The 12,985-nt window shown below is 47.2% G+C and carries 14 protein-coding genes; 4 read left to right on the forward strand and 10 right to left on the reverse strand.

Annotated elements, in window-relative coordinates:
- Positions 1–36: 36 nt before the first annotated feature.
- The 8 genes from hisIE to hisG form a co-directional block, all read right to left on the reverse strand.
- Positions 37–630 (reverse strand): bifunctional phosphoribosyl-AMP cyclohydrolase/phosphoribosyl-ATP diphosphatase HisIE, encoded by a 594-nt coding sequence (gene hisIE / locus AC3WS5_RS09220; protein WP_492467011.1) that lies wholly within the window; start codon positions 628–630, stop codon positions 37–39.
- A gap of 36 nt (positions 631–666) precedes the next feature.
- Positions 667–1,422 (reverse strand): imidazole glycerol phosphate synthase subunit HisF, encoded by a 756-nt coding sequence (gene hisF / locus AC3WS5_RS09225; RefSeq protein ID WP_492467012.1) that lies wholly within the window; start codon positions 1,420–1,422, stop codon positions 667–669.
- Between the two features lie 73 nt (positions 1,423–1,495).
- Positions 1,496–2,224 carry a 1-(5-phosphoribosyl)-5-[(5-phosphoribosylamino)methylideneamino]imidazole-4-carboxamide isomerase gene (hisA, locus tag AC3WS5_RS09230; RefSeq protein ID WP_492467013.1) on the reverse strand — a complete coding sequence of 243 codons (729 nt, stop codon included), beginning with the start codon at positions 2,222–2,224 and terminating at the stop codon, positions 1,496–1,498.
- Positions 2,221–2,805, reverse strand: a complete 585-nt coding sequence (hisH, locus tag AC3WS5_RS09235) for an imidazole glycerol phosphate synthase subunit HisH (protein ID WP_492467014.1) — start codon at positions 2,803–2,805, stop codon at positions 2,221–2,223. The genes hisA and hisH overlap by 4 nt, the downstream gene beginning before the upstream one ends.
- Before the next feature lie 35 nt (positions 2,806–2,840).
- Positions 2,841–4,073, reverse strand: coding sequence for a bifunctional histidinol-phosphatase/imidazoleglycerol-phosphate dehydratase HisB (hisB, locus tag AC3WS5_RS09240; RefSeq protein WP_492467015.1), 1,233 nt, complete (start codon positions 4,071–4,073; stop codon positions 2,841–2,843).
- A gap of 54 nt (positions 4,074–4,127) precedes the next feature.
- Positions 4,128–5,204 (reverse strand): histidinol-phosphate transaminase, encoded by a 1,077-nt coding sequence (hisC, locus tag AC3WS5_RS09245; protein WP_492467016.1) that lies wholly within the window; start codon positions 5,202–5,204, stop codon positions 4,128–4,130.
- Between the two features lie 18 nt (positions 5,205–5,222).
- Positions 5,223–6,512, reverse strand: a complete 1,290-nt coding sequence (gene hisD, locus AC3WS5_RS09250) for a histidinol dehydrogenase (protein ID WP_492467017.1) — start codon at positions 6,510–6,512, stop codon at positions 5,223–5,225.
- Between the two features lie 12 nt (positions 6,513–6,524).
- The gene (gene hisG / locus AC3WS5_RS09255) at positions 6,525–7,442 is read right to left on the reverse strand and encodes an ATP phosphoribosyltransferase (protein WP_492467018.1); all 918 of its coding nucleotides are present in this window, start codon (positions 7,440–7,442) and stop codon (positions 6,525–6,527) included.
- 247 nt (positions 7,443–7,689) lie between these two features.
- On the opposite strand from hisG, the gene AC3WS5_RS09260 reads away from it, so the two are divergent.
- The 4 genes from AC3WS5_RS09260 to AC3WS5_RS09275 are packed head-to-tail and all read left to right on the forward strand — an operon-like array spanning position 7,690 to position 10,351.
- A complete protein-coding gene (locus AC3WS5_RS09260) occupies positions 7,690–8,457 on the forward strand; it encodes an exonuclease domain-containing protein (RefSeq protein WP_492467019.1) in 768 nt (255 codons plus the stop codon).
- Positions 8,458–8,470: 13 nt separating this feature from the next.
- Positions 8,471–9,220: a polyprenol monophosphomannose synthase gene (locus AC3WS5_RS09265; protein ID WP_492467020.1), complete on the forward strand. Its 750-nt coding sequence runs from the start codon at positions 8,471–8,473 to the stop codon at positions 9,218–9,220.
- 36 nt (positions 9,221–9,256) lie between these two features.
- Entirely contained in the window at positions 9,257–9,439 is a 183-nt protein-coding gene (locus AC3WS5_RS09270; RefSeq protein WP_492467021.1) for a DUF4268 domain-containing protein, read from the forward strand.
- Positions 9,440–9,448: 9 nt separating this feature from the next.
- Entirely contained in the window at positions 9,449–10,351 is a 903-nt protein-coding gene (locus tag AC3WS5_RS09275; RefSeq protein WP_492467022.1) for an alpha/beta hydrolase, read from the forward strand.
- A 144-nt stretch (positions 10,352–10,495) separates the two neighbouring features.
- Here the strand turns inward: AC3WS5_RS09275 and AC3WS5_RS09280 are convergent, their stop codons facing one another.
- Both AC3WS5_RS09280 and AC3WS5_RS09285 read right to left on the reverse strand, forming a co-directional pair.
- Positions 10,496–11,206, reverse strand: a complete 711-nt coding sequence (locus AC3WS5_RS09280; protein WP_492467023.1) for a lysophospholipid acyltransferase family protein — start codon at positions 11,204–11,206, stop codon at positions 10,496–10,498.
- A gap of 160 nt (positions 11,207–11,366) precedes the next feature.
- Positions 11,367–12,974, reverse strand: a complete 1,608-nt coding sequence (locus tag AC3WS5_RS09285) for a C1 family peptidase (protein WP_492467024.1) — start codon at positions 12,972–12,974, stop codon at positions 11,367–11,369.
- Positions 12,975–12,985: the final 11 nt, after the last annotated feature.

A 12,985-nucleotide genomic window follows, 5' to 3' on the forward strand; every position in this document is an offset into this window, starting at 1 on the left:
AACTTCTATTTCTTATGTCTAGCGGCCAACAAACTTCTATTTCTTATGTCTAGCGGTCAACACCGCGTTGACATCCCGGAGCGTAAATCCTTTTGCCTGCAGCAAAACGAGGTAATGAAACATGAGATCGGCGGCCTCTCCAAGAAAAAGTTCATTATTCTCATCCTTACTTTCGATGACCAGCTCAACAGCCTCCTCTCCCACTTTTTGAGCAATCTTATTGATCCCCTTTGCAAAAAGCGATGCGGTATATGATTTATCCGTAGGATGCTCCTTTCTGTCGCGGATCACCGCTTCGAGCTCCTGGAGGGAAAACAGGTCATTGGCCGGTCCAAAGCAACTTCTGTCACCCAGGTGACAGGTAGGTCCAACCGGATCAACACGAATCAGCAACGTATCCTGATCGCAATCCAACAGTATTTCGCGGAGATTCAAAAAATTGCCCGAAGTCTCCCCTTTCGTCCATAGCTGCTGCCTGCTTCTGCTAAAAAAAGTAACCTTGCCCTCTTGCTGGGTTTTTTCCAGGGCCTCCGCGTTCATAAAGCCCAGCATCAGCACCTGAAGCGTCTCCGCATCCTGGATGATTGCTGGCATCAGCCCATCGGCATATTTAGAAAAATCCGGATTCATATATATGTTTTAAAATAAATGGGTTATACCCCTTGTTTATAGTCTTACACTGATTTGTCTGTCCGCCAGGAATTTTTTCAAAGCCCCAATTTCAATCTCCCGAAAATGAAAAATACTGGCTGCGAGGGCAGCATCGGCTTTCCCTTCTGTAAATATTTCTTCAAAATGTTCCATCGTCCCTGCGCCACCCGATGCAATGACCGGGATTGATAACATGGAACTGATGGTCCTGGTTATTTCGGTGGCAAACCCGCTCTTCGTTCCGTCGTGATTCATAGAAGTCAGCAGAATTTCCCCCGCTCCAAGCGATTCCCCTAATTTTGCCCATTCCGTTGCGACCTTGTCCGTAGGTGTTCTTCCCCCGTGAGTCACAACCTTCCAAACGCCTCCGAAATCCTTGGCGTCTATTGCGAGCACCACACACTGACTGCCAAAATTCCTGGAAAGGTCAGCTATCAATTGCGGATTCTTTACTGCTGATGTATTGACTGAGATCTTATCCGCTCCATTCTCCAGTAACACGGAAACATCCTCCACTGTATTGATCCCGCCGCCGACCGTAAACGGGATATTGATGTGCGTGGCGATCTTTCTCACCAGTTCTGCAAGCGTCTTCCGTTTATCCACCGTTGCTGTAATATCCAGAAAAACCAACTCATCCGCCCCTTCTTCACAATAGCGCATAGCCAGTTCTACCGGATCACCCGCATGACGGAGATTCACAAAATTCGTCCCTTTAACTGTCTGCCCGTCCTTAATATCCAGGCAGGGAATAATTCGCTTAGCTAACAATATTTTCAGTTTAAAATTTCATAGAAATGCGATCAAGGCAATTCTGTTGCAAATGAGTGACAACAGCGTCTGATCAAACCCCCGCATGAAAAGCGCTTAGCTCCTGCAGCCTGATTCTTCCTTCATAAATCGCTTTACCAATAATGGCCCCGGTGCACCCGATACGTTGAAGTTCCTCCAGATCCGCCATACTGCTCACTCCACCACTCGCGATCAATTCAATGCCGTCCACTTCCCGGATGATCTTCTTGTACAACTCGCTGCTGCTCCCCTGCAACAGGCCATCTTTGCTGATATCAGTACAAAAAAACTGTTTCAGACCTTTGGTCCGGTAGTGTTTCAGAATGTTGAAGACATTGATCTCGGTCGCCTCAGCCCAGCCTTTTACCATAATCTTTTCGTTCAGCACATCCGCTCCCAAAATAAATTTCTCCACGCCGAAGCGGGTCAGCCATTCCTGGAAAACCATCGGTTTCTTCACAGCCACGCTGCCCACTGCCGCATATGCCGCACCTGATGAAAAAACGGCCTCCACATCCTCTTCGCGGCTGATCCCCCCACTGAAATCAATCGCCAGCCCCGTTTTGCCGGCAATAGCTTCAAGCACTTTCCAGTTCCTCACATGCCCTTCCCTGGCGCCGTCAAGATCCACCAGATGCAGTCTCCTTAAACCCGCATCCTGGAACTGCAGCGCTACTTCAAGCGGATGCTCGTTATATATTTTCTTGGAGGCATAGTCACCTTTGCTCAGCCTCACAGCTTTGCCATCAATGATATCAATTGCCGGTATAATCTCCATCATAACGATAAAAAATTTTTTAATATCTGTTCACCTGCACCTGCACTTTTTTCGGGGTGAAATTGTACCCCATAAAAATTATCTCTGTTCATCGCACTGCTAAAGGTCTGCGCATAACGCGTAGTTGCAATGGTCTGCGGGCTAAGCGTCGCGTAATAACTGTGCACAAAGTAAAACCAGGCGTTCTCAGTAACTCCTTTGAAGAGCCGGTTTTCCCTGAAATCCACATTGTTCCACCCCATATGCGGGATCTTGAGCGTGTCACTTTCGAAACGCTTCACACCGGCGTCAAACACACCCAGACAATCCGTATCGTTCTCCTCGCTGTGCCGGCAAAGCAACTGAAGGCCCAGACAAATACCCAATAGCGGCTGTTTAGCATTCCTGATAACTTCATCCAGTCCCCGCTCTTTCAGATACTTCATAGCTGAGCTTGCCTCGCCAACTCCGGGAAAAATAATCTTGTCGGCCCCGGAAATTTCCTCCAGGTTATCTGACACCTTTGCCTGAACGCCTATACGCTCCAGGGCAAACTTAACAGATTGTATGTTACCGGCGTTATATTTGATAATGATAATGCTCATGTCTTCCTGTTAATCGCTTTTAACAAATATCCGGCCTAAAGGGTTCCTTTGGTACTGGGTAAGGAAAAATCACCCGGAGTCCGGCGGATGGCCGCTCTGACCGACTTGGCAAATCCCTTAAAAATAGCCTCGATCTTGTGGTGTTCGTTCTCGCCTGTGGCCCTGATGTTCAGGTTGCAGCGTGCACCGTCACTGAAAGATTTAAAAAAGTGATAGAACATTTCAGTCGGCATCTCACCGATTTTTTCACGCTTGAATGTGGCATCCCAAACCAGCCAGGGGCGACCTCCGAAATCAATGGCCACTTGCGCAAGGCTATCGTCCATCGGTAACAGAAATCCGTAACGCTCCATACCCACTTTATTTCCAAGGGCCCGCGCAAAAGCTTCTCCAAGCGCAATACCCGTGTCTTCAATCGAATGATGTTCATCTATGTGCAGGTCTCCTTCTACATCAACTTCCAGATCCACACCACTATGTCTTCCCAACTGATGCAACATATGATCAAAAAAACCTATACCGGTATGAATAACAGATTTTCCAGTTCCATCGAGGTTGAGTCGGATCCTGATGCGGGTCTCGTTGGTGTTCCTAACGTGTTCCACCACCCGTTCGCCCAGCTGGAGATAAGCATATATGTCCTGCCAGTTGTTTGTTTTCAAAGCAACGGTTGATTCAAGCTCCGCCATTGTATCCGTAATCTCCTCCGCACCCAGTTCTTCATTACCGGCGATCCAGATTGCCCTGCATCCCAGGTTGCGTGCCAGTTGCAGGTCGGTCACGCGATCGCCGATCACGAAGGATCCTTCCATATCGTAATCGGGATTGTTCATATAATGTTTCAGCATGGCTGTTCCCGGTTTCCGGGTAGGCGCCATTTCTTCCGGGAAGGTACGGTCAATAAGCACCTCGCTAAAATAGATTCCTTCGGCTTCCAGGTTGCGCATTACCAGATCCTGAAACGGCCAGAAAGTTTCTTCCGGATAGGATGCGGTTCCTAGTCCATCCTGGTTGGTCACCATCACAAGCTCAAAATTCAAATCCCTGGCTATCTTACCAAGCCAGGTAAACATCCCAGGGTAAAAAGTGATCTTGTCCAGGCTATCCAGTTGAAAGGTAGGCGGCGCCTCATAGATCAGCGTGCCGTCTCTGTCGATGAATAAAACTTTTTTCCTCACATTCGAGAGTTGCTTAACTGTTTGCCGGTCTTCTGCGCCCTGAACGGCTGCAGATTGACTTTCCTGAGTATTTGTGCTATTTTCCTTCATTGGTTGTTTGTTTGATCTGCATCATCACGATGACCAGACCGTTCTATTTAATTTTCACTCAATAGTGAATTTCCTCAGAGCTTCCATCAGCCTGTTGTTTTCGTCTGCTGTGCCAACGGTAATTCGCAGGCATCCTTCGCATCCAGCAACATTACTCCTGTTTCTTACAATGATCCCTTTGCCCTGCAGATAGATAAAAATTTCCAGCGCATGCTGCATTTTCACCAGCAGGAAATTGGCATCACTGGGAAATATCTTTTCGACAAATGGCAGTCCCGCGAGTTGCTCTTCCAGCGAGCCTCGCTGGGCAATAATCTCCCTCGTCCAGTCATTTACCTTTTCAACATTCTCCAGAGCCTGAAGGGCGAGTTCCTGTGTTGCCAGGTTGATGTTATACGGATATTTTACATTGTTCATCAGACTTATGATCTCCGTGCTGGCAAAAGCCAGACCCAGTCGAAGCGCAGCCAGACCCCAGGCTTTCGAGAGGGTTTGTAATACTACCAGGTTCGGATACTCAGAAATTTGCAGCGAAAAAGTTTTTTGCTTTGCATAATTTATATAGGCCTCATCGATCACGACAATGCCGTCAAAATTGTTGAGGATAATTTCGACGTCCTGCCGGTTAATACTGTTTCCGCTGGGATTATTAGGCGAGCAAATAAATATCAGCTTGGTAAAATCATCTATCGCATCTGCAATAGCCTGTATGTCCATCTGAAATTGTTCATTCAACGGCACTTCTTTCACCTTCACATTATTGATCGCGGCAGCCACCTGGTACATCCCGTAAGTCGGCGGGAGAATGATCACATTATCGATACCCGGCTCGCAAAAGATTCGAAAAAGAATATCAATCGCCTCATCACTGCCGTTTCCGGTAAATATATGCTCGGGTGGCAAGCCCTTGATCTCACTGATGCGTTGTTTCAGCTTCATCTGAACCGGATCAGGATATCGGTTCAGCCATTCACTTCTTTCATTAACCTGCAGTGTAACCGGAGAGCCCATCGCGTTTTCATTGGCATCGAGCATGATATCTGCCCTGCCGCTAAACTCATGCCTGGCTGTCGAATAAGGAGCCAGCAGCTTGATGTTCTCCCTGATCAGGTAATCTAAATTAAATTCCATTTTAGCCTGATTGTTTCTTTATTTCAACTTAATATTTTTACCTATCCTGATTTGTACTGATTCGCTATGCGCATGCAAACCTTCAGCCTGCGCCATTTCTGTGATCACCGGCGCCAGAAGCCCGAGTCCTTTTTTCGAAAGTTTCTGAAAAGTAACTTGTTTGCAGAAACTATCCAGCGAAACACCGCTATACATTGCGGCATTGCCATTAGTCGGCAGCGTGTGGTTGGTCCCGCTGGCGTAATCGCCTGCGCTCTCCGGCGAATAATTTCCCAGGAATACCGAGCCCGCATTCCTAATACCTTTTAGCATGGCCGCGCTGATCTTACAGGCCAGGATCAGATGCTCCGGGGCATATATATTTGAAAAATCTGTTGCTTCTTTCAACGACTTAAATACCAGGAACCTGGAATTTGCTATGGAATGTGCAGCCAGTTCCTTCCGGGGCAGTGTCTTTATCTGCCGGTTGATTTCGGCCTGTACTTTTCTGACCATTGCCGTTCCGGTTGATGCCAGGATCACCTGCGAGTCCGGTCCGTGCTCGGCCTGTGCCAGAAGATCTGCCGCCACCCAGGAGGGATTGGCGGAAGCATCCGCTATGACCAGCACCTCAGAAGGTCCTGCAGGCATATCTATCGCCACTTTATCCTGTACCAATTGCTTGGCGACAGTAACATACTGGTTTCCCGGACCAAATATCTTATAAACGGCAGGAATAGTTTCCGTTCCATATGCCATCGCTGCTATTGCCTGAGCGCCACCCGTCTTGTATATTTTTTTTATGCCACAAACTGATGCAGTGTATAAGATAGCCGGATGAACCTTCCCTTCCGCATCCGGCGGCGTGCATAGAACCACCTCGCCGCAACCCGCTATTTTAGCAGGCACTCCCAACATAAGCACGGTTGAAAACAAGGGCGCCGAACCACCTGGTATATATAGTCCGACTTTCTCAACCGGCCTGGCCTCCCTCCAGCATACGACCCCGGGCGATGTTTCCACTTTCGGGATCGCCTGCTGCTGAGCACGGTGAAATTTTTCAATATTGAGTTTGGCTTTTTGAATGGCCGCCCGCAACGGAGCAGGCACCTCTCTGGCCGCCAGGCGGATTTCTTCCGCTGACACCATCAACTCATTCGTGCGGACTCCGCTGAACTTTTTATTATACTTTTTTAATGCAGCGTCTCCGTTTCGTTTAACATCGGATATCACCCGGTTAACAAGCGCAAGAATCTTGCTGCGATCCTGAACGGGACGCTTACACAAATCCTCCCATGAATCAGGAGGCGGATATTTAATAATTTCCATTCCTGGTGATATTTATTGGATCATTTTTTCAATCGGAATGATCAGGATACCTTCAGCCCCGGCGGCTTTTAATTGCTCGATAACATTCCAGAAATCAGTTTCGCTGATCACGGAATGTAGTGAAGACCAGCCCTGCCGCGCCAGAGGAACAATAGTCGGGCTGTTGAGGCCTGGCAGGTACTTGCAGATTTCTTCGATCCGGTCATTTGGCGCGTTAAGCAGCACATATTTATTATGCCGCGCCCGCTGAACTGCCCGGATGCGGAATATTAGTTTTTCCAGTAGCCCGAGTCTGGCTTCCGACAGATTTTTCCCAGAAATAACAACGGCCTCCGAGCGAAGCAAGGTCTCGAACTCGTCGAGCTCATTGCTAAACAAGGTACTCCCTGAACTCACGAGATCGCAGATGGCATCTGCCAACCCAATCCGTGGAGCGATCTCCACAGAACCGCTGATAACATGGATATCCGCGTTCAATTTGTTCTGCTTTAACCATTTCTTAAGGATCACCGGGTAGCTGGTTGCTATCCGCAGCCCATCCAGATCCTGACGGGTAGCGCCTCGCTTTGATCTCGGAAGGGCAATCGATAACCTGCATTTACCATAACCCAATCTTTCGATGATTTTGGTCTCTTTACATTTTTCAAGCACAACATTCTCACCTACAAAACCAATATCAGCCACACCATCGGCCACATACTCCGGGATATCATCATCGCGCAGAAATAATATTTCGGCATCAAAGTTTTCTGTCGTGATCTTCAGCTGGTTATTGACCGAAGGAATGCCAATGCCGCACTCTTTGAGCAACCGGAGCGTGTCTTCGCTGAGTCTGCCCGATTTTTGAACGGCTATGCGTAGCAATGATTTCTGAGTGATTCCCGTTTCTATCTTACCTGACCCAATTGTTGATTCATTCGTTTTATTCACTTTTGACCTTTTTAGTTTTAAACAATCCCGGTGACGGTATACAAACTGTTCCGGGCTCAGAACAAAAAAGGCTTACATATCTGTAAGCCCAATTTTTATACTTTTCGCATAGCATCTCCGGCTTACCTTGATAAGGACGCAGCATGATGATGGATATGCACTAAATTTTTCATTCGTGGCGCAAAGATAGGATTAATATAATTAGCAAAAAATTATTTATTCTCTATCTTTACGCCAAATATTTTGCATGTTACAAATTACCAAACCCCTGGCTTTTATTGACCTGGAGACGACTGGTACAAACCTGGGGACAGATCGAATTGTGGAAATAGCTATTGTTAAATTACTACCCGATGGGACGAAAAGCGTGAAGAGAAAACTCATCAATCCCCAAATGCCAATACCTAAAGCGGCCAGCGACGTTCACGGGATAACCGATGAAATGGTAAAGGACGCTCCTGCCTTCGCGGATGTGGCGCGTGAACTGAAACAAATGCTCGATGGCTGCGACCTAGCCGGATACAATTCAAACCGTTTTGACATTCCATTGCTCATGGAAGAATTTTTAAGAGCAGACGTGGATTTCGACATGAAGGGCCGGAAATTGGTGGATGTCCAGAACATTTTTCACAAAATGGAGCAAAGGACCTTGTCTGCGGCCTATAAATTCTATTGCAACAAAAGTCTTGATGATGCACACTCAGCCGAAGCCGATGCCTCAGCAACCTATGAGGTGCTATTGGCGCAAGTGGAAAAATATCCTGAACTGGGTCACACCATAGAGTCTGTCCTTAAATTTATAGGTGAAGACGTGATCGTTGATTTTGCCCGCCGGTTTGTCATGGACAATGGTGTGGAAGTTTTCAATTTCGGAAAATTCAAAGGCAGGCCGGTTGCCGAAGTACTGAAGACAGAACCCCAGTATTATGACTGGATGATGAGAGGTGATTTTCCCCAGCATACCAAACAAAAACTTACTGAAATCTTTACCAGGAGCAAATTGAAAAAGGCTTAAACTTAGATACGATTTGGATAAATTAGTGATTATACCCACGTACAATGAGCGTGAGAATATTGGCAAAATCATTCACACGGTTTTAGGACTTGAAGGTGATTTTCATATTCTGATTGTAGACGACGGATCTCCCGATGGTACCGCAGATATTGTGAAGTCCTTGCAGGAAAAATTTCCAGGCAGGCTTTTCATTGAAGAAAGAAAAGGAAAACTGGGGCTGGGTACTGCTTATATTCACGGGTTCAACTGGGCGCTGGAGAAGAACTACCCGTATATTTTTGAAATGGATGCGGATTTCTCACATAACCCCAACGACCTGATCCGACTGTATCAGGCTTGTAAAAACGATGGCGCTGATCTGGCCATTGGAAGCCGCTATGTAAAAGGCGGAGCAGTTGTTAACTGGCCCGCAGACCGGATAGCACTTTCAAAAGGAGCCTCCCTTTATACCAGAATAATTACCTGGATGCCCGTAAAGGATCCGACTGCCGGCTTTGTTTGCTACACGGCCCCGGTGTTGGCCGCTATCAATTTTGATAATATTAATTTTGTAGGATATGCGTTTCAGATTGAAATGAAATACGCAGCATGGAAGATCGGATTCAAGATCCGGGAAGTACCCATCACTTTTCAGGACAGGACAGAGGGTATGTCCAAGATGAATAAAGGTATTATCAAAGAAGGAGTCCTTGGCGTATTGAAACTTCGTTGGCAAAGTCTCTTCAAAAATTATCGAAAAAGAGTTCGCAGCCAGTCATCATGAAGAATTGCCTGCATCCTTCGTCACCAGCCGCCGGATATGTATTCCAGGTCTGAAACAAACGATGAGCAGGGAAGCCCGGTCTCCAGGATCTCAGTAAAACTGGAAAAGGTGAATGTCTTCAACAGGGATGACTGGCCTGCTATTATTTCTTTTTTTAAGCCCCGGATCGTCTGGCTTGATAGCTTCTGGACCACCATCAAAATCAACTTCGAACAATAAATCCATCGTATGAACAAAATATTTATTTGTTTTTTACTCTTCGTTTTTACCCGGGTAAACGGTCAGGAAGAAATTCGTTTGTACCAGGCTATTCCAAATAGCAAACCTTCAGAAAATATGGAAAAATCAGTAACTGGCGCTGATGGTATACTCAGGATCAGTCAGGTTTCCGTTCCGGAGATGACGATGTATACCCCCGCTCATCCCAATGGAACGGCCGTGATCATATGTCCGGGCGGCGGATATAGTATCCTGGCGGCCAGTCACGAGGGAAGCGACGTGGCAAAAGTGTTTACGGAATGGGGCGTAACAGCCTTCGTACTGAAATACCGGATTCCCGATGATAAGATCATGCTCGACAGATCCATTGCGCCACTGCAGGATGCGGAAAGGGCCATTCAGTTAGTGAGAGAGAACGCGAAAACCTGGAATATCAACCCAAAAAAAATTGGCATCATGGGGTTTTCCGCCGGCGGTCACCTGGCAGCCTCCCTTTCTACCAGGTATGCCGAAGTGCTTATTGAAAATCCCCGCAAGACTTCCCTGAGACCCGATTTCTCCTTATTGATTTATCCGGTGATCAGTTTCACGGATAGCCTGACGCATATGGGAAGCCGGATCAACCTGATCGGTAAAACCCCTTCCCCTGCAACGATCCGTAAATATTCCAACGAGCTCCAGGTAAATAAAAGAACGCCCCCTGCCTTCCTGGTTCATGCAAAAGATGATAAGACCGTCCCCTGGCAAAATAGTCAGGTTTACTATGATGCCCTTAAAAAATTTAAGATTCCAGCTCAAGTGAAATACTATGAAAAAGGAGGGCATGGATTTGGTATGACCAATCCCACTTCTAATGAGAAATGGATGGAGGATCTAAGGACATGGATGCATAGTTTAAAATTGGGCCAATGAGGCACTAGATTCCAGACACTATACATTAAACACAAAATGTATATACATTTAATTACGAATTACGAGGGCAGCTTCTTTAGACAAGTTCTCTTCTTTAGAGACCCATTCGTAATTCGTCATTGAACATTCGTAATTCTCTAAGTCTCAACCTTTCAACGCTTCTGGCATATATTTATCGCTTTGTTCGATGGCATCCATGATTTGATCGGTGATGTCCTGTACGGATGCATTATAATCTATATTCAGCGGTTCCTTAAAGCAAACGCTAAGCCGGTTACCCCTGCTTTTTAACCGTACACCCGTCTTGTGAAATGCTTTTGAAAACCCATTGATCACAACCGGGATTACCACCGGCCGGTGATGTTTTATGATCAGTGCCGTACCCTTCCGGGCAGGTGCAAAAGGAGTAGTCGTTCCCTGCGGAAAAGTAATGACCCAGTTCTTGGACAGCGATCGTTCTATCTTCCGGGTGTCTGATGGATCCAGGCCGGACCTGGCCTCTCCGCTGCTTTCATTCCAGGTACGTTTAACTGTTACTCCGCCAGCCACCAGAAACAAACGACTCATCCAGCTACTCTTCATCGTTTGCTCAGCAGCCACATAATTGATCCTCGTCATGGGATTCAGCAGGTAAACCGGGATTCCAAGCCGGTCGGTCTTCCTCCATTTTAAAGCTGAGAAAATATGAAACAGGGTAATCACATCCAAAAAATAAGTCTGGTGGTTGCAAACAAATAACACACCCGACTTTGGCAAATCCTTTAGGTTCTTCATCCCGGTGATGCTGATCCGGTTGAAGACAGTTATACCCGGATAAGTGAATAATCCTACCAGTAAATGCACGAACTTTCGCACAATTTTTGGATTTTTTATCGAATTCAGGATCCGGCTCATTTTCTGTTAGTACACTTTTTCCGCTTTAAGGTACAGTTTTGATTTCTAAATAATTTATCAATTTCCATTTTAGCCCGACTTTCGCCAACACTTTATACATCGCCGTCAGCCTCCGTTAAACTCAGGGGGTCTTGTCAAAAGCAACTATCACCCCCATAACACCCGCATCCTTCGCAGAAACTTTAAACTGGATGCGTCCATCTGCTGTTGCTCCCGACCCTGCCGATGAATTTGTTAAAGTTTCCAAAGCCTCAAACACTTTGCCCGCATAACCCGACTTTGTACTTCGATTGATCGCGTCATTGATCTGGCTATAGCTTAGTGGATCCCTGCTGGTCACTATGGCGATATAATCCCGGCTACCAAGAGAATCCGCCGTTAGCGATTGTCCCCGGGGAAACAACCGATAACCCGTGATCCCACAATAGGGCGAGTGTTTAGATACCGTTTTCCCGGGCTTGATATAAGGAAACAACACATAACTGCTGCCGTCTGTTTCCTGCCCGAAAATATACGTGTAGCAGGCGGTGTTATTTTTTACTTCCATCTTAAAACGGGTCCCAGCGCGAATAGGTTCGATAGTCTGGAAATTATTCTGCCCTACCGACTTGAGCCGGATATATCGGTTCGTTTTCACATTCATCAATCCAATCTGGCATTCAAGCGGGAGCGAAGCCACGGCCGCCGATTTAGGCAATGGATCGATGCCATATGCTTCCCTGACATATTTTTTAAAATCCGCATACCTGACCCAGGCTATTCCGTTCTCGCCCCAGGCAGGAGTCCAGCTATTCATGATCTGAAAAGCTCCGCCATACTTCCGGTCGTCGTACCCGATCACACACATGGCATGACCGCCCATTCCCATTCCGGCCTGATCCATACCCTGCGGGGTCCAGAGTGATTTACCCATCATATCTTTCATAAAACTCTGGCCGACCAGCATTCCGATAACCACCGGCGCATCCTTGGCAAGATGCTCTTTCACAGCCCTCACATTAATCTGCTGAAGGTTATCACCCTCGGTCAGACGGGTGAAGCCATGGATCGTGTTCTGCCGCCCAAGGGCGATGGCCCTGCTGTCCGGAACTCTTTCGCAATCGCGATCATCGTAGGGATATTGATTTAGAGGTACACCCCCGGTACGGGACATAGCCTCCATGGCGCGCTGGATATAAGAGCCCTGACAATCCGAACTCAACCGGATCTGGTTGTACAAATACGATGGGCTAAAGGCTATCTCATCCGGATTCTGACCTTTTGCAGCCGCCGTTAGAATGGTCTGAGCAGCATACGCGCTGCTCCAGGCTACGCAGCTACCCTGTTGACCCTGATCGCCACGGCGCGGCGCGAACCTCAACAAGGAAACTGCTTCCGGCAATGGGTTCTTCGAGTCATTATCTTCGAGCCCTTCATAAATCGACGCCTTATTAAATTCATCAGGATTGTAGCTGTAGCCGCTTTGCGAAAATAACTGGCGAGCGGTATTGCCAACGTCTGTCAGTGGAAAGAGATTGCATCCGGACCTACCGCCAAGGAAATAAACAGCCGCACCAATGATCAGCAACCAAATGATCCCCCGGCCCCTGAAGAGCCCAAAAAGAAGTGGCAGCAGGTTAAATAATCCACCGCCTCCTCCCGGCAGCCCGGGACCTCCATCTCCTCCGCGGTCTTCGTTATAATCGTTGCCTCCCTGATCCTCTGGATCATCGGTCATTCTGATGGGCATAGCGAGAAATT

This window comes from Niabella sp. CPT15-335-S11 (assembly GCF_058792415.1).